Raw genomic sequence first — 17,579 nt, forward strand, 5'->3', positions numbered from 1 at the left:
TCTTCAGAGAAGCGGCTACGTTTCATGTCCTGGTCCTCTCGATGGGCCAGAACGAACTTCAAACCGGATTAGATCAGAGGGGCAACGTCAGCACCGCTCGATCGGCCGCTTCGGCGGGGCGCTGACTGATCATGATCTCCGGCGAGACAAAGCCCTTGCCTCGCCTACGTACGCGCGCCCTGGGGATCCGTAATACACGTCCTGTTCGCAAGCAGGCCGTCAGCTCGCGGGCAGCGCTCCCCGACCATGAACGAAGAGGGCTTGATATGGCTTCGTGGCTGATGCGCATCGTCTTGTCGTCCGGGAAGTCGTTCGGCAGGCGTCGGTGCGCGGCGACAAACAAGGTGAGATTCGCCGTCTCATCCAGATTGTCCCGCTATAGGCGTCGGGCAATCTGCTCCGGACTCCAGGCCCTGGCCATCGCCGATCCTTTCGCGGCCATGCCGGCGGCCGTTCCACCGAACGGTGGGATCAGGAATGGCGGCACCACTCGGGGTCATGACGACGCCGGCCAGTGCGCCTCCGCTGTGATCTTGGAATATTTATTATCAATGATGTTTAGGGCCGTCGATAGCCGTTGAGCCAGAACTTGGCGGTTTTCCGAGGCACACATCATAGTCTCGTGGTCGCCTGGGATTGGGAAGGCATGAATAGCCCGTACACTCAAAATACGTTGCCAACCCAGCAAGGGCGAACTTGTGTCTGGACTAATTGACTCTTTGGGAAGTCTCGCCGGACGGCGGCAAGGCCCGCTAGCGTAGAACTGGTGTACCTCGACCGGCAGGAATGGAGCTTCATACACGTTTAGCATCCTTTGGAACGTTGCGGCCTTTTCATACCTAGAAATGTCAGCGTGGAGATCACGACCAGTAGGAATTGCTCCCATTTCCTGCGCCTTTTCCAGGAGCTGGACTGTTGAGCTTTGTTCAGCGAATCGTTCTAGCTCTGCGAAGCGCTCGTCATCCAACGATTCGAGCCCTAGCAGAACGAGTTCGTTGATGATTTTGGTGGGTGATATGCTTGAGCCATTTGCAGGTAGCGCAACATCGATGAACGCCATGAATGAAACAGCTTCGCCTAGCTTCAATAGATTTTGCGCAATTGCGTAGGCCAAGATGCCACCTGACGAGTATCCAGCAAAGCGATACGGCCCCGACGGCTGGATTTCCTCGATCCTCAGAATTGTTCGCGCGGCCATTTCTTCAAGAGTGGGTGGACAAAGATCATTGAAATCCGGCCATAGCAGAGCATAGACGGGACAGTCTATGTCCATTTCGCTCACCAATTTGACGGCGTAGGAACAGTCTCCCGAGCCTGTCGGAACAAAGAAGAGCGGCGGTTGCGATCCCGTCGCACGAATGGAAATCGTTCCCGGACTACTTGGCTGTGGTTCCAACTGAACATTCGATGCAAGGTCCTTTAGAATGGGTGTTCGGAAAAGATCGCTGGCGCTCAACTTCAGTCCAGAGGCTCGGCTTAGCAGTTGCACCGCCAGCAGCGAATGGCCACCGAGCTCGAAGAAGTGGTCGTGGCGTCCGACCCGCTCCACCCCGAGCAACTCCGTCCAGATCTGTGCCAGCGTCGTCTCGATCTCGCCCTGCGGCGCCTCGTAGACCGCCCGCGCATAGTCGTCGTCGTCGGGAACAGGCAGCGCCTTGCGGTCGAGCTTGCTGTTCGCCGTCAGCGGCAAGGTATCGATCCGCACGAAGGCCGACGGCACCATGTAGGCGGGCAGCCGCGCGTTTAAGTGTGCGCGCAGGGTGGCGGCAAGCGTGGTTCCATCCTGGTCGTCCGATCCGGCCTCGGCCGCAACCACATAGGCGACAAGCCGCTTGTCGCCGGCGCGATCCTCGCGCGCCACCACTACCGCCTCGCGCACCCAGGCGTGCTCGCAAAGCTGCGCCGCGATCTCGCCCGGCTCGATGCGGAAGCCGCGGATCTTCACCTGGTCGTCGTTGCGGCCAAGGAACTCCAGATTGCCGTCCGGCAGGTAGCGCCCCAGGTCGCCAGTCCTGTACATGCGAGCGCCAGGCTCGCCGCTGAACGGATCAGCCAAGAACCGCTCCGCCGTCAGTTCCGGCCGGTTGAGGTAACCTCGCGCCACCCCTGCCCCGCCGATGTAGAGCTCGCCCACCGCCCCGAACGGAACCGGCGCGCGATGGCCGTCCAGAAGATACACCCGCGTGTTCGCAATCGGACGGCCGATCGGGACAGAGGCGATGTCCTTCACAGATTGGGCGATCTGGCAAACTGTCGCGAAGGTCGTCGTCTCGGTCGGACCGTAGCAGTGAATGAGACGTACAGGACCTTCCTCTCTCAGTACTCTCAGAAACGAGGTAATTTCATTGCGCTCGCCTCCGCAGAGGAGGTACTTAAGTTGTGCCAAAGTCGGAGCAATCGACGAGGTATATTGATTGAACAAGGCTGTTGTTAGAAAAAGGGTTGTCACCTGTTGCTGTTTAAGTGCCTTGGCAAAAATTGAGGCATCTATGGTGTTGGCACCCATTATGACAATGCAGCCACCGTTAAGAAGCGGTGCCCACACTTCAAATGTGCTGGCATCGAAGGCGGGATTGCCAGCCCATGCCACACGATCTCCGGCATCGATCTTCGCATATCCGTTGTTGATCACGAGCCGATTGACAGCACAATGAGGAACAACAACTCCTTTTGGAAGGCCGGTCGAGCCGGAGGTGTACATTGCGTAAGCGGCAGCCTCGGCGCTCAATACCAGGCCAGGATCGGAACTACATCCCGTTCCAATTATGAGCGGCTCAATAGCCAGAGCAGGGAACGTCGCCTCAACCAACCCATCATCGACACTCTTGGTCAACACCAGGCGTGGAGCACAATCGGCCAACAGCCATTCTTGTCGCGCAGATGGAAGAGCGCGATCGACCGGCACATACACTCCCCCCGCCTTCAGGATCGCAAGTTGCGCCACCAAAAGGGCGACGGAGCGGTCCAGCACTGTCGCAACGCAATCCGCCGGCTTCACCCCACGCGCGATCAGATGATGGGCCAGGCGGTTGGCCCGCGCGTTGAGCTCGCCATAGCTCAATCGCTCGTTCTCGCAGACCACCGCCACAGCATCGGGGGCGCGCCGGACCTGCTGCTCAAACAGTTCATGGATGCACCGGTCCGACGGATAGGGCGCCGCCGTCCGGTTCAGCTCCTCCAGCAGATAGGTGCGCTCGTCGGATGACAAGAGATCGATCCGGCCGACCGGCTGGCCGGCATCGGCGACCATCGCCCGCAGCAGCGCCAGCAGACAATTACGCTGCCGCTCGATCGTAGCCTGATCGAACAGCGCCGTCGCATAGCCAAAGCTTCCGGCGATCTCCTCGCCATGCTCGCCAAGGTTCAGCTCCAGATCGAACTGGACCTGATCGAGCCCCTCCCCCGTAGCCTCCACTCTCAGCCCCGGCAGGTCCAATGACCCAACCGCATTGTTCTGCCAGGCCAACATCACCTGGAACAGCGGCGTGTGATCGAGAGCCCGGGGCGGCTTGATGATCTCTACCACCTGCTCGAACGGCAGGTCCTGATGCTCCTGCGCCGCCAGCGCTATGCGCCGCGTCCGCTCCAGTAGCTCCGCCACGCTCGGCTCGCCCGACAGGTCCAGACGAATCGCCAGTGTGTTGACGAAGAAGCCAATCAACTCTTCGATCTCGCGCCGGCCGCGATTGGCGCTCGGCACGCCGATGACAAGGTCGTCCTGCCCCGAGAGGCGCGACAGCACCGCAGCCCACGCCGTCAGCACCGTCATGAACAGCGTCGTGCCATGCTGCCAGCTCAGCCGCTTGAGCCCGCGCGTTAGTTCCGCATCGATGACAACGGGCACGCTGGCTCCGGCAAACGACTGTTGTTTCGGCCGCGGCCGGTCCGTCGGCAGCGCAAGACGGGCCGGGGCGCCGGCGAGGGTCTCGCGCCAATAGTCCGCCTGGCTCTGCAGCCGTCCCCCCGTCAGCCACTGCCGCTGCCAGGCGGCATAATCCGGGTATTGGAGCGCCAGCGGCGGCAAAGGATCGTCCTGTCCAGCCGCGAACGCCCTGTAAAGCGCATTGAGTTCCCGCATCAGCACGCCCATCGACCAGCCGTCCGAGACGACGTGGTGTTGGGTCAGCAGGAAGACGTGCTCCTCATCCGACATCCGGATCAGACAGGCGCGGATCAGCGGCCCACGCGCCAGATCAAAGGGCGTACGCGCCTCTTCATGGCACAGATCCAAAAGCGCCGCCTCAGCATCTGGCCTGTCCTTGAGATCATGCTCGATCACCGGCAGCCCCGCGTCCGGCGGCAGCAGCTCGACCAGGGGCTTGCCCTCCGGTGCGACAAAGATACTGCGCAGCGCCTCATGCCGCGCAACCAAACGGTCGAGGCCGCGCTGCCAGGCGCTGCGGTCGAGCGCCCCACGCAGCCGCAGGGCCAGCGGCATGTGATACTTCGTGCTGCCTTCGTCCAGCTGCGCCAAAAACCAGAGCCGCTGTTGTGCGAACGACAGCATCAGGGGCTCATGACGCGACACGGCCACAATCGCCGGCAGGTCTTGCGGACCGGAGCGGCTCAACAGCTCGACGATGCTTGCCGCCAAAACGGAAAGCGCCGGTTTGGCAAACAGCGTCGACAGGGGCAGTTCCACGCCGAGAGCCCGCGACAGCCGGTTCGAGAGCTGCACGGCCAAGAGCGAATGGCCGCCGAGCTCGAAGAAGTGGTCGTGGCGTCCGACCCGCTCGACCCTAAGCAGCTCCGTCCAGATCTGTGCCAGCGTCGTCTCGATCTCGCCCTGAGGCGCCTCGTAGACTGCCCGCGCATAGGCGTCGTCGTCGGGAACAGGCAGCGCCTTGCGGTCGAGCTTGCCGTTCGGGTTGAGCGGCAGCGCATCGATCCGCACGAAGGCCGACGGCACCATGTAGTCGGGCAGCCGCGCGCCAAGATGCGCGCGCAAGGCGCCGGCAAGCGCGCCCGCGTATTCGTCCTGGCCTCCCGCTTCCGCCGCACAAACCACATAGGCGACAAGTTGCTTGGCGCCGGCGCGGTCCGCGCGCGCCACCACGACCGCATCGCGCACCCAGGCATGCTCGATCAGCCGCGCCGCGATCTCGCCCGGTTCGATGCGGAACCCGCGGATCTTCACCTGGTCGTCGTTGCGGCCCAAGAACTCCAGATTGCCATTCGGCAGGTAGCGCGCAAGGTCGCCGGTCCGATAGAGACGGTCGCCTTCCACAAAGGGGCTGGCGATGAACCGCTCCGCCGTCAGCTCGGGCCGGTCGAGGTAGCCGCGCGCAACCCCTGCCCCGCCGATGTAGAGCTCGCCCACCGCCCCGAAGGGAACCGGCGCGCCGTACCCGTCCAACAGGTACACACGCGTGTTCGCGATCGGGCGGCCGATCGTCTCAACGACTGTGTCTCCCCTGGGCATGCAAACCCAGGTCGAATACGTCGTGGTCTCCGAAGGAGCGTACAGATTGCAGATCTTCTCGACGCGCGTATTCCCGAAGGTTCTTTCGATCAGACCTGCGGTCAGCGGTTCGCCCGCCAAATTGATGGCGATTGCCGCGGGGGGGACTGCTTCCTTGTCGAGCAGAGCGGTGATGGCAGAGGGTACTGTATTGATCAGAGAGACATCCAAAGGCGTCTGCGCCAGTGCCAGCGCATTCTCGACCAGATAGAGCGTGCCGCCTTGCGAGAGCGCACCGAAGCACTCGTAGACCGACAGATCAAAGCTGATCGAGGTGGAGAACAGCATGCGGCTGGTCTCCGATAGCGCAAACACGTCGCTGCTCCAACGCAACAGGTTCACTGTGCTTTGATGCTCGACCATGACGCCCTTGGGCGTTCCTGTGGAGCCTGAGGTGTAGATGATGTAGCCGAGATGGCGCGAGGTAAGCCCCAGCGCGCGCGGGTCGGGATCCGACGCCGGCCGCCCGGTCCAGGCCGGGGTGGCGGTGTCGAGCTCGACCACGTTCACCTGGCCAATGGCATCGGCGCCGAGGGCTGCGCGTCCCGCCGCATCGCAAAGCAGCAGCCGGGGCGCGGCATCCTCGAGAACCTGGCGCAGCCGCGCGCACGGATAGGCCGGATCGAGCGGCACATAAGCGCCGCCCGCCTTGAGGATCGCCAGAAGCCCCACCACCATCGCCGGGCTGCGCTCCAAGCAGATCGCCACCGGCTGGTCCGGCTCCACCCCAAGGCCGATCAGATGATGCGCCAGGCGATTGGCGCGCCGATTGAGCTCGCCATAGCTCAGCTCCTCAGCCTCATGCACCACCGCCACCCGGTCGGGCGCCTTGCGCACCTGCGCCTCGAACAGCTCGTGGATGCACAGCTGCGAAGGATAGTCCGCCGCTGTCCGGTTCAGCTCCTCCAGCAGATAGCCGCGCTCGGCGGTCGACAAAAGCTCGATGCGGCCGACCGGTTGCCCGGCATCGGCCAGCACACCGCACAACAAAGCTTGCAAATGCTGTGTCATGCGCTCGACCTGCTCCGGCGCCAATCGACTGGCATCAAAGTGCCAGCGAAAGCTACCGTCCAGAGCGCAAACCTCAAACGTCAGCAACTCGCCCGGCAGAGCTGCCTCGCACACTTTCGAGGCTGAGTGAACAACGGCAGCACTATCTTCTGCCGCAATCGCCATTCCAACCGGCCAGGGCCGTTGCGATCGTAGCGCCTCCGTCGCCTTTAATGGCGGGCAGCGCCCGATAAGATCGCGCGCAAAGCTGTCATGCTCACTCAGTTGAGCACATTCGGCCGCCACCGCTTTGCGTATTTCTTTGAAATCATCGGCAAGGTCGATGGTGACTTCCATCGGCACGGCAGAAGCGATAACGGCCTCAACTGTTTGGACGCAGGCTCGCGACGCTGTCGGCGCCGGCCTCCATCCTAGCTGAAGCTCTGCCTGGCCTGTGATGCGGGCTAGATAGATCAGCCAAGCCGTTACCAAGTATTCCACTCGATCAATGGCCGACAGCTCGGCCAAGGCCCCTGGACTTAGCCACGAACTCGACTGCCATCGCGCCGGAGCTTCGATTGTGCCGGACGACAGGAAAGGCGGCTGCACTATTTTAAACTGCTCAAGCCGCTGCCGCCAGAAGTCCTCTGAAGGCGCGATCTCCTCATGTATCGCAGTTAGGCGTCGCACCTGATCGTCGCTCAAGACAGGAAGGGCCTCGCCTTCCTCCAGATTGCAGCGGCTGGCGAGTGCTCGCGCCTCCAGAGCCTGACCGTCCAAGCTGCCAAACCAGACGTCGACATCCTGTGTACCCGTCGCCACACGCCAATGGCTCGGATGAATTTCAAGCAGGCGACCTGCCGCAAAGCCCGAGCGGCGAGGCAGCACCTCCAAGCGCCTGACGGCGACAACCTCTTGCCCTACGAGGGCCTTGCACAGACACAATGGATTGGGATGATACAGCCCAAAATCCAAGGCCCGCGTCATCGCCGACAGATCTTGCGCGGATCGATCCCAACGCAGAATACCTGCCGCATCGGGACGCCGATGTCTGGAAAAGTGGCTTCTGTCTTGTAGTGCCTGCGGATGGGTACTGAGCTTGCCCCCCGCTAAACCAATTAAAAGCTCGCGGAAACCCTCGACAGCGGCTTCATAACATTTGAGGTTCAGGGTCAGTGCTGTGTCAGCGGGCGTCACCAACACTTGGCGCTGAACCGCCACTTCACCCGTATTAACACCGTCAGCGATACGATGCCACGTGATGGCATGCTCGGTCTCTTGCGCCAGCAGAGCCCAAGACGTCGCGTGAGTTCCGGCATATCGTGGCAAAGGGCCGTCATGGTAGTTGAAAGCACCTTGGCTGATCCGCCCTAGCACATCGGCCGGCAGGATGAACGGATTGACAACGGAAAAAATCCACTCCACCGGCTCGGTCTTCAGGAAGCTCGAGAGCTCTGCCACACTTGCAATGCACGGGATGTTGGCGCGAGTCGCCCAGCTGGCGAATATCGCGTCTGCACACAGCACCGCGCGAATGTCGTGACCCATCTCCATTGCCCGCTGAGCGCAGCTGATCGCGAGCGTACCCTTCCCAATAACAATGCTAGACGGGACTGATCGGGCTCCAGAGCGGTGCTCATCTCGATCGCCTATTTCAGAAGTTGAGGATGACTGGGTCATCTCACGCAAGCGAATCTTATGTGCAGTCTTCACAATTTCTGTCCTAGCCCCTGCGCTTTCTCTGGCCGGACCCAATCGAGCACGGCGGAACTTTGCCTTGAACTTTTCTCGCCGTCTCAATGCCTCTCGAAGTTCAGTACAATCCTGCATCAGCACCCTACCTCCATGAGAAAACATCGACGGAGTCGCCGCGTGTCCGTCCCAAAACGACTGGCTCCGCAACGCTCTGCGGCTGTTGCAGCATGCCGATCACGAGAGGAAACAGCCGAGGCTCTAACCGCCACTGAATGAAAGTTCAGTGTTCAATGGAAGGTCATACGCTCCGAATGCTTCTCCTTAGTTCGGGGACTGTTACACCTCACGTGCATAGGGCGTGCCAAGGAGAGAAACCGTTTTAGCTCAACAGGACGGGGCCAACTCTGCTATGTCGCAGGGCAGACATTGTCGCAACTTTTACATCCCTCGCCTCCGAGGAGGGCTCCTTAGCTGGTGCCGGTCCATGAACGGTAAACGCTGACATTATTGGACTAATTTCAGTACTTCGACGGGCAAAGCCAGGCGGTTTAAGGTACGCTTTAGCTTTAGGCGCCGACAATGCGCCAAGAACGCCGTCCAGCCAGATCCCATGGGGAGTGCATCGTGGCCCGCACTCTGGCAGAGTGGGCCATCGCAACTCGCTCCTTAGAGGCCCTTTTATACGCCGATCAATCCGAGCTATAGGCCGCTGTCCGCGCGGGCAGCGAGAAGATGTCGCGCCACATGGTCGCCGGCGGCGACAGTATCGGCAAGGGCCGGAAGGAGCGAAGTACGCCGCTCACCAAGGTTGCACAGCAAGCCCTTCAGTGCTGGCCTCAAGGAACCCCGGGTCCTGGCCGCGCACAGCCTCCTCGGCCCACAGCAGGGCCATCTGCGCCACCGTCTGCGAGGCAATAACGGAGGAGCCTGCGGCATGCACTTCGTAGAACTTGCGCCGCACGTGCGACCAGCACGCCGCCAGCATCACACCGTCATTGCCCCGATCGGATCGGGCCAGCCGGTTATAGACGGCGTATGCGTCGACCTGCAGGATGCCGCGATAGCCGTCCAGATGGCGGGCGACACATTCGCCGGCACGGCTGTCTTCAACGCGGTAGGCGTCGATGGGCGGTCCGCTGCCGCCGAACGGCCGATCATCGCGGAGATAGAGGGTGATATCCGGCAGCCTGGAAGTAGTTGGCGCATTCGGCTGGCGTGAACTGACCAAGGAGCGAGCCGACGGCGTCCCACAGAGCCGTGATGGTTCTCTCGGCCTTGGCGCGTAAGAGCGCCTTGAGTTTGGCGAAGGCGTTCTCAATCGGATTGAAGTAGGGACTGTAGGGCGGCAGGAACATGAGCTTTGCGCCGGCGGTCTCGATCGGGTCCCGAACGCCGGCCGCCTTGTGGGCGGGCAGGTTGTCCATGACGACTACGTCGCTCTCCGACAATGTAGGGACCAGCACCTGCTCGACATAGGCCAGGAACACGTTGCCGTTCATGGCGCCGTTGTAGAGGGCGCAGTCATGCCCGTCAGCCGCAGCGCTCCGGTGAAGGTCGTGGTCTTCCAGTGATGGGGTGGACGCCCCCGACGGCATCGATGTGCCAGAGTGGAGGTGTTCTCGGCCACTTAAAGGAGGCGCCTATGACGGAAGTTAGACTAGCACCATCGGCCTGGATCTGGCCAAGAATGTCTTTCAAGCACACGGAGCGAGCTCTGCCGGAGCGGTCATCTTCCGCAGGAAGCTGCGGCGCGACCAGGTGCTGGCTTTCTTTGCCGCCCAACCACCGTGTTTGGTGGCAATGGAGGCATGCCCGGGTGCCCACTACTGGGGTCGGGAGATCGGGAAGTTCGGCCACACCGTGCGGCTGATCGCACCCGCCTATGTGAAGCCGTTCGTCAAACGGCAGAAGAACGACATGTCCGATGCGGAGGCGATCTGCGAGGCGGCGCAGCGCCCGACCATGCGCTTCGTGGCTGTGAAGAGCGAAGCCAAGCAGGCCTCCGCCGTGATCTTCCGGACCCGTGATATCCTGGTCGGCGAGCGCACTCAACTCATCAACGCGATCCGCGGCCATCTTTCCGAATACGGCCTGATCGCGCCGCAAGGACCTTTCCATATCGGGCGCCTCATCGCTCAAATCGAGGATCCCACATCGAGTGTGCCGGAAGCTGCTCGCTCCTGCCTTGCCCTCCTCGCCGAGGGGTTGCGCCATCTGCAGAACCAAATCGCCGCGCTGGATACGAAGATCTCTGCCCGCGCCAAAGCCGACGACGCGACTCGGCGTCTGATGAGCGTGCCTGGGATCGGCCCCCTGATCGCCACCGCCATAGAGGCGCTCGCGCCGCCAGCGGAGACGTTCCGATCGGGCCGTGACTTCGCTGCCTGGGTCGGATTAACGCGGGTTCAGCGCTCTACGGGCGGCAAGGAACGACTGGGCCGAACATCTCGGATGGGAGAGCGCACACTGAGGCGGCTCCTTATTATCGCAGCGAGCGCCGTGGTGCGGTGGGCCAAGCGCAAAGGGGTGCCTAAAGGATCCTGGCTCGGCCGGATGCTCGAGCGCAAACCGCCGATGTTGGTGATCGTGGCGCTGGCGAACAAGAACGCCCGAATAGTCTGGGCGCTGTTAACGAAGGGAGAAAGCTATCGGGCTCCGGTCGTGCCCGCTTGAGCGGGACGGGCGCGAGGCCGTTGGCGGCGTGAGGAGGTCAAAGGACAGGTATGGCGCAACGTCGGTGAGGCGAGATCAGGACAACCAGGCGCATGGGGAGCGCTTCCAGCGCGTTCCAGTGATGTGGACCTGATCCTCGAACTCCCATACGGGCCCGCGGCCATGACGAGCCGCAAGAGAGGCCGAACACATGGCAGCACCCGATCACGCGCAACAGCCTGTACCAAAGATTCTTCTTGCGCCCGAGGGGGCGTCCACACATGGCCATGCGGCACGCCGGCCCGGCAGCGCTCGCCGCGCGGCGCTCTTCCACGCAGGCGAGCCATCTTTGTGGAGAGACCGGGGTGAGTAGGCCGGAGGGATTTCACCTGCCGGCCTCTCGCAGAACGGTGCGTCAACCTCTCGATTCACACCGCTCCCATCAGGCAAACGTATTCGTTCCGAACGCCTTCAAGTGCACAAACAGTCCTGGATTTTCCCGCGCCAGCTTTCTCACGAAGAGGCTGGCACGCGTCTTATGGGACTGAAAGCGCTTGAACTTCCGCATGATCCACGCCCAGAGCTTCCGGTTGACGTAATCAGCCAGAGTGGCAGGGCCGAACGGCTGTAGCGGCCATAATAGGCTATCCATCCGCGAAGGAGTGGATTGAGCTGTTGGGCGATTTCAGCCAGCGTCCCCCGGCGTCTGCCGCGGGATGTTCAAGCTTTTGATCGTGGCCCGCATCGACTTCATTGCCGTTGGGCTGGCCGCAGGCGTGTAACCACAGAAGAACTCATCTCGCCGTGTGTTCGCCACGCGTCGCGGCCGGAACTGATACCCAAGGAAGTCGAACACGACATTCGGGTATTCCCCCCTGCGCCTTTGGTCTTTGCAATAGACGATCTTGGTCTTTGTCGGATGCATTTGAAGCCCGCATGCTGCCAGTCGAGCACCAAGCTCCGCCTTGAGGGCTTCTGCCTACTGCTCATTCCGGCAATGCACAAGGCCATCGTTCGCATATCGACACCATGGAAGGTCAGGACGCGTCCGGGTCATCCACAGATCAAAAGCATAGTGCATGAAGAGATTCGACAAGATCGGGCTGACAACGCCCCCTTGCGGGGTACCGCGTGTGCGCTCGACGACTTCTGCGTTCTTCTATTAGTGCTACAGTTGCAGATGCCTATATCGTTTGTAGTGACAGATGGTGGCCGCAGCCTGATGTCGTCGTCGCCATAACGACCAGGCGATGATGAAGGGCTTTTGTGTCGGTGGGAAGATGAGGATCCGGGCGAGGAGCCGATAGCTTCGAGAGGAATGCCAGGGCGGCCATCCGTGCCAGGACCGAGCCTCGCAATGATCAAGTCCGAGATCATCCTTGGCGCGCTCAAAACACTCCTCGATCGCCCAGCGCAGGCCGGCCACTGCCGCCAATTCGGCCAAGGAGGAACCGGGCGGGGCGAAGACCAGGTAGTAGGCTTTTTCTCCGGATGTCGATCGCGTGCGGCGGACGAGAAGCGAATGCTCGAAGCCGCCTTTTGACGTCCAAGGGCGGCGGATGCGTGCCCACTCGTAGAGCCGAGGCCCTTTGGCGCCTTCACCTGCCGCATGACAGGCCCAGTCGTCGGGCTCGAACTCGCCGGCCATTTCCTCGGGCGAGGTTTCCTCAAACAGACGATCCCCTCCACGGCGCATGAAGTGAGCGCCTCGAACCGCCAAGACATAGGGCTGCTCGCGAGCTTCCAGCATCCGGCGAAGGCTGCTGTCCGCCCCGTAGACAGCGTCGCCCAGAACGTAAGCGCACGGGACGCCGGCATCGAGCGCCGCCTCGAACATGGCGCGCGCCATCTTTGGCTTGGCCGCAAACTCGACCGTCTCCGGGATCGACGCCCTGGCACATCGCGCCCGATCCTTTGCCCAGCTCTCCGGCAGATAAAGGCGACGATCAACCACCGCTTGGCCGTAGCGGCTCGCGTAAGCCAAGAACACGCCGATCTGGCTGTTCTCGATCCGCCCCACCGTTCCCGAGTACTGACGCGCGACACCGGCGGAACGATCGCCTTTCTTCACAAATCCCGTCTCGTCGACGATCAGGACGCCATCCTCATCGCCCAACGCCTCCACCACATAATCGCGAACCTCGTCTCGGAGCCGATCAGCGTCCCAGTGGCTGCGCCCCAACAGCGACCGCATCCGATACGGCCGTTCCGCTCCGGACTGCTCGGCCATCAGCCAGCCTGTCTTGCGCTCAATGCCGGAAAGAAGGGCCATCAAGGAAATCTGCGCCCGTCTCCCGCAACTCACGACGAGGAAGCACCCGCCCAACCCGCGCCTTCAGCGCCGTGAGCTCCTGCTCCCAAGCCAACAACGACCCTGACCACGAAGCGACAGACATGGTTCCCTCCATAACCCGTCGAGTGAATCAGAAAATCAAATGATCCGCAACTGTAGTACTAGGTGTTTGATCCCGGACTCACATGGCGATGCTGAGGTCAAGAGGTGTTGTGTTAGGGCGGCATCGTGTTGCTCCCAATTGGCGGCGGAATCCAGAGCTGGGCCCGATTGCGTGACACGGCTCGGTCAATCGAGCCTAAATTTAGTCAAACTCACATACGGTCGCCGCTTGAGACGGCTGCACCAATATCCCGCTTGCGGCGGCAGGGGCCCAGAAGGCGAAACCCGTCTTTGATACGGCATTCCAGCCAGCTGGGATCTCGGTTCCCTCCTGGATCCGCCGAGGCTGATCAGGCCTCGAGGGATGGGTGTGTCGGTGTGGTCTCGTCAGACAGCCTTCATGACGGCACCTTCGATGACGACGCCTGCGGTCACGTATTCCACAGCGTCACGAGCAGCTTCCTTGCAAGGGCGACGATGGTTGTCTTTTTGAGGCGCCCCTGATTGCGCATCACGCGTTCGTGGAACCAGCGGGTAAGCGCTGAACTCGGTTGATTGCGCAGCCACAGCCAGGCCAACTCGATCATCGTCGTTCGCAGCCGGGGTTGCCGGCCTTCGAGACGCCTTGCTCGTGCTGGACCGATCCGCTCTGCCAAGGCGTCGGCGCGAGCCCGGCATAGGCGGCGACCTGCCGACGATTATCGAAGTTCCGGAACAGCCCTTCCGCGTAGAGGATGGCGGCACACTCGGGGCCGATACCCTTGAGATCTAGCAATGTCGCTGCTGGAGTTTCGGCGACTTCGATTGCCAGCAGAGGGTCGCGCTCGGCCTGCCCTCTTTGATCTGGGCTATCACCAGTTCGAGTCGGTCGAGCTCGCGACGGATTTGCCCCTTCAGATGTTCTGGCGGTGCGCGGCCGTCGCCGGTCCTCAATTCCTCAAGCCGATGTCGCCGGTCACGTCGCAGCGGCTCGTAGCCGGTGATGCCCTGAGCAAACAGCAGGCCCTTGATCCGGTTGACATGGCAGGTCCGCTCACCAACCAGAACCTTGCGTTCACGGCCGATGCGCCGATGGTCCTCCTCCTTGACGCTCGGTACCCTAACCATCGCGCACACGCGCGGGTTTGTAGGCGAGCAGCGCACGCACCAACGACTCACCATCGATCTTGTCGGTCTTGGCACGACGCCGCCGGCGCGACGTGGCAATCGAGACGGCGTCGACGACATGGCTTTCGATCCCCTCGACCTCCAGGATTCGATGGATCCAGAAGCCGTCGAGACCCGCCTCCTGAATGACCACAAGCGCAAAGTGCCGGCCGGTGCGCGCCTGGGCCTTGTCCTGAAGCTGGGCAAAGCGTGCCAGCAGTCCTGTGATATCGCCGCCGCGTACCGCATGTTTCGACATCTTCTCCCCACTGCCCGGCGACAGCGAAGTGATCAACCAGGTCGATTTACTGAGTTCCAAAGAAACGAAGATCGCGCCAAGATCGGTGCGGATGGCGGCAGGCGCCGCAGATTATCGGCTACAACAAAGGTCGCTATCCACCACCCGTCATGGGAGTCTTTGATCGAGCATCCTTGTCCTCCGAATCAAAGGATGCGCTATGGGCCAGGTGGCTGCCCGGCCTTGTAGCGCCCGGCGTTGACGGTTTTGGTGAAGCCGATTTTGCCCTGCTGCGAGCGGCCATAGATAAATTCGGTCGTGTCCTGCAGGATAAGGATCGGACCTTCGCTCGCCGCAACGCGCGCCGCGCTCGCAGCGAAATGGCCAGCGAGAACGCTGTGTTCGGTCACACGCGGGTTGTCAAAGAAGCGGTAGGCCGCCTTCGCCGCCGCCCAGTCGCCGCAGGCCGCCCGGATTGGCTTGCCCGGCGCTGCTAACGTAAGCGCCAAGCCGACCCCATCTGGCGCGGTTTGAGGTGATGAGCGAGAGATAGTGACACTGAAGAAGCCGAGGAGCTTACAGTGTCAATTTCTATGTCTGCGCCTATGCCTGATGATAGAAGTTTCCATGTCCTTGAGGCGGTCCCGAACCGGCTGGAGGCAAGCCCGCAGCGTCCGCGGCGGCGCTGGTCGGCGGAAGCGATGTCGCGGCTGATCGAGGCGACACTGAAGCCGGGCGCGAATGTATCGGCCATCGCCAGACAAGCGGGGATGGCGCCAGCCCAGCTGTTCGGCTGGCGGAGCAAGGCGATCAAGAGCGGTGCGGTCACGCCGCAGCGAGATGCGGATCGGCTTGGCTTTGTCGAGGTCACCCAAGCGGCGTCTGCGTCGGTGGAGATCGAGCTGGGTGGCGTGGTCATTCGCGCCGGTGCCGATATCAATGAGGAGCAGCTGGTGCGGATCATCCGGGCGGTTCGCCAGGCATGATCCCGGCCGGCGTGAAGGTGTTGGTCGCCAGTCATCCCGTCGATTTTAGAAAAGGTCCCGACGGCCTTCTGGCAGTGGTGCGCGATGACGGTTCGGATCCGTTCAACGGCGCGCTTTATGTCTTCCGCGCCAAAAGAGCGGACAGGATCAAGATCGTCTGGTGGGACGGCAGCGGCGTGTGTGTTTATGCCAAGCGACTGGACGAAGCGAAGTTCTGCTGGCCGCGGATCGGCCACCACCGGGTCCAGCTCAATCATGCTCAGCTCATGGCCCTGGTTGACGGAATGGACTGGAAACGGGTTCGGACGGAGACCGTCAGGCGGCCGCAATCGGTTGGGTAAAACCCTGCGGCATGAAGGACATGGAAACTTCTATCATCAGGCATAGGCGCAGACATAGAAATTGACACTGTAAGCTCCTCGGCTTCTTCAGTGTCACTATCTCTCGCTCATCACCTCAAACCGCGCCAGATGGGGTCGGCTTGGCGCTTACAATCAGGGAGCTGAAAAAGCGGGAAAATTGCCCGCGAATATGCTCTGATTTTGGCCATGTCGGCACCCGAACTCGCGCTCCCGGACGACGTTGACGCGCTCAAGGCGATGGTTATTGCCATGGCCCAAAAGGCCGCCCTTCTGGAGGAGCGCAACCTCCATCTCGAGCTGGTCAACAAGAGCGCTGATGAGCGGATCGCACGCCTGACGGCGGTCGTGAAGATGCTGGAGAGGGCGCGCTTCGGCAGCCGCTCCGAAAGGTTGCGGACCGGCGCGCTGAGCGAGGAACAGTATGCGCTGGTCTTCGAGGAGATCGAAACCGGCGTGGCGGCCATCGAAGCGCAGATGGAGAAGTCTGCGGGCGGCTCGAAAGCGAAGCGCGCGCCGCGTCCTCGCAAAGGCTTTGCGGCCCATCTCGAACGGGTCGAGGTGGTCATCGAGCCCGAAACGCCTGCTGGCTGCGAAGCGCTGGATAAGATCCTGATCGGCGAGGACGTCTCCGAACGGCTCGATGTCACCCCGGCGAAGTTCCGGGTGATCGTCACGCGTCGTCCCAAATATGCCTACAAGGGCTGGGACGGCGTTATCCAGGCAGCCGCTCCCGCCCGCATCATCCAAAGCGGCATTCCGACCGAAGCGCTGCTGGCGCAGATCGCCGTGTCCAAATACGCCGATGGCCTGCCGCTCTACCGGCAGGAAGCAATCTATGCCCGCGATCAGGTCGAGATCGACCGGTCACAGATGGCGCAGTGGATGGGCAAGGTCGGCTTCGAGCTTGAGCCGCTCGCCGATTACGCACTGACCCGCATCAAGCAGGGTGAGCGGGTCTTTGCCGATGAGACCACGCTCCCAACGCTGGCCCCAGGATCGGGCAAGGCCAAGACGGCTTACCTCTGGACCTATCTCCGCGATGATCGGCCGTTCGGTGGCAGCGGACCGCCCATCGTCGCCTACCGCTTCGAAGACAGCCGTGCCGGCGAATGTGTCGCCCGCCATCTGGACGGCTATCGCGGCATCCTGCAGGTCGACGGATACGCCGCCTATAACCGGCTGGCCCGATCGGATCGGGGTAATGACGGCGTGACGCTGGCGGCGTGCTGGTCGCACGTGCGGCGCAAGTTCTACGAACTGCATGCCGCAGGCTCCTCCGTTATTGCCTCGCAGACGGTGGCGCAGATGGCCCCGCTGTGGGCCGCCGAGGAGGCCGTGCGCGGCCAGGACCCGGTACTTCGGATAGCTGCGCGTCAGGAGAAATCCGCCGCCGTCGTTGCCGCTCTCTTTGCGCTGTGGGAAAAGGAGCTGCCGAAGCTGTCGGGAAAATCGAAGCCCGCAGAGGCGATCCGCTATGCGCTCGGCCGGCGTGCCGCGCTGGAGCGCTTCCTCACCGACGGCCGCATCGAAATCGACTCCAACACCGTCGAGCGCGCCATCCGGCCACAGGCGAAGACCGATTCATTATGCACCTCCTTTTCAAATGGCGGAAAACAGCGATTCTTGGTTGTCGTCGTGGATGCGACGCGGAGTA

At 62.0% G+C, this 17,579-nt stretch carries 8 protein-coding genes and 5 pseudogenes; 4 read left to right on the forward strand and 9 right to left on the reverse strand.

Features of this window, described 5'->3' with window-relative positions:
• Positions 1–91: 91 nt before the first annotated feature.
• The 4 genes and pseudogenes from NKJ35_RS30985 to NKJ35_RS30200 form a co-directional block, all read right to left on the reverse strand.
• Positions 92–515, reverse strand: a pseudogene (locus tag NKJ35_RS30985) (hypothetical protein); the annotation flags it as partial.
• Complete coding sequence (locus tag NKJ35_RS30190; protein WP_502904694.1) at positions 497–8,308, reverse strand: amino acid adenylation domain-containing protein; 7,812 nt, start codon at positions 8,306–8,308, stop codon at positions 497–499. The gene NKJ35_RS30190 and the pseudogene NKJ35_RS30985, both read right to left, overlap by 19 nt.
• A gap of 685 nt (positions 8,309–8,993) precedes the next feature.
• Positions 8,994–9,314 (reverse strand): annotated as a pseudogene (locus NKJ35_RS30195) (IS66 family transposase); the annotation flags it as partial.
• Positions 9,301–9,743, reverse strand: a pseudogene (locus tag NKJ35_RS30200) (transposase); the annotation flags it as partial. The pseudogenes NKJ35_RS30200 and NKJ35_RS30195, both read right to left, overlap by 14 nt.
• A 68-nt stretch (positions 9,744–9,811) precedes the next feature.
• Between NKJ35_RS30200 and NKJ35_RS30205 the strand changes: the two are divergent.
• Positions 9,812–10,819 (forward strand): IS110 family RNA-guided transposase, encoded by a 1,008-nt coding sequence (locus tag NKJ35_RS30205; RefSeq protein WP_352651273.1) that lies wholly within the window; start codon positions 9,812–9,814, stop codon positions 10,817–10,819.
• A 492-nt stretch (positions 10,820–11,311) separates the two neighbouring features.
• On the opposite strand, the gene NKJ35_RS30210 is transcribed toward NKJ35_RS30205, so the two are convergent.
• From NKJ35_RS30210 to NKJ35_RS30230, 5 genes and pseudogenes are all read right to left on the reverse strand, one after another.
• Positions 11,312–11,491 (reverse strand): group II intron maturase-specific domain-containing protein, encoded by a 180-nt coding sequence (locus tag NKJ35_RS30210; RefSeq protein WP_352651275.1) that lies wholly within the window; start codon positions 11,489–11,491, stop codon positions 11,312–11,314.
• A gap of 286 nt (positions 11,492–11,777) precedes the next feature.
• A complete protein-coding gene (locus NKJ35_RS30215) occupies positions 11,778–11,894 on the reverse strand; it encodes a hypothetical protein (protein WP_352651261.1) in 117 nt (38 codons plus the stop codon).
• A gap of 202 nt (positions 11,895–12,096) precedes the next feature.
• Positions 12,097–13,194, reverse strand: a pseudogene (locus NKJ35_RS30220) (IS701 family transposase); the annotation flags it as partial.
• Positions 13,195–13,580: 386 nt separating this feature from the next.
• Positions 13,581–14,691 (reverse strand): annotated as a pseudogene (locus NKJ35_RS30225) (IS110 family RNA-guided transposase).
• A 104-nt stretch (positions 14,692–14,795) separates the two neighbouring features.
• Positions 14,796–15,086 carry a transposase DNA-binding-containing protein gene (locus NKJ35_RS30230; protein WP_352651265.1) on the reverse strand — a complete coding sequence of 97 codons (291 nt, stop codon included), beginning with the start codon at positions 15,084–15,086 and terminating at the stop codon, positions 14,796–14,798.
• Positions 15,087–15,182: 96 nt separating this feature from the next.
• Here NKJ35_RS30230 and NKJ35_RS30235 point away from each other — a divergent pair, with 96 nt between their 5' ends.
• The 3 genes from NKJ35_RS30235 to tnpC form a co-directional block, all read left to right on the forward strand.
• A complete protein-coding gene (locus tag NKJ35_RS30235) occupies positions 15,183–15,563 on the forward strand; it encodes a transposase (protein WP_352651267.1) in 381 nt (126 codons plus the stop codon).
• The gene (gene tnpB / locus NKJ35_RS30240; protein WP_352651269.1) at positions 15,560–15,904 is read left to right on the forward strand and encodes an IS66 family insertion sequence element accessory protein TnpB; all 345 of its coding nucleotides are present in this window, start codon (positions 15,560–15,562) and stop codon (positions 15,902–15,904) included. The genes NKJ35_RS30235 and tnpB overlap by 4 nt, the downstream gene beginning before the upstream one ends.
• Before the next feature lie 207 nt (positions 15,905–16,111).
• On the forward strand, positions 16,112–17,579 hold a 1,468-nt coding region (gene tnpC / locus NKJ35_RS30245; protein WP_352651271.1), incomplete at its 3' end, for an IS66 family transposase.

This window comes from Mesorhizobium sp. M0136, from assembly GCF_040322515.1.
Lineage (GTDB): Bacteria > Pseudomonadota > Alphaproteobacteria > Rhizobiales > Rhizobiaceae > Mesorhizobium.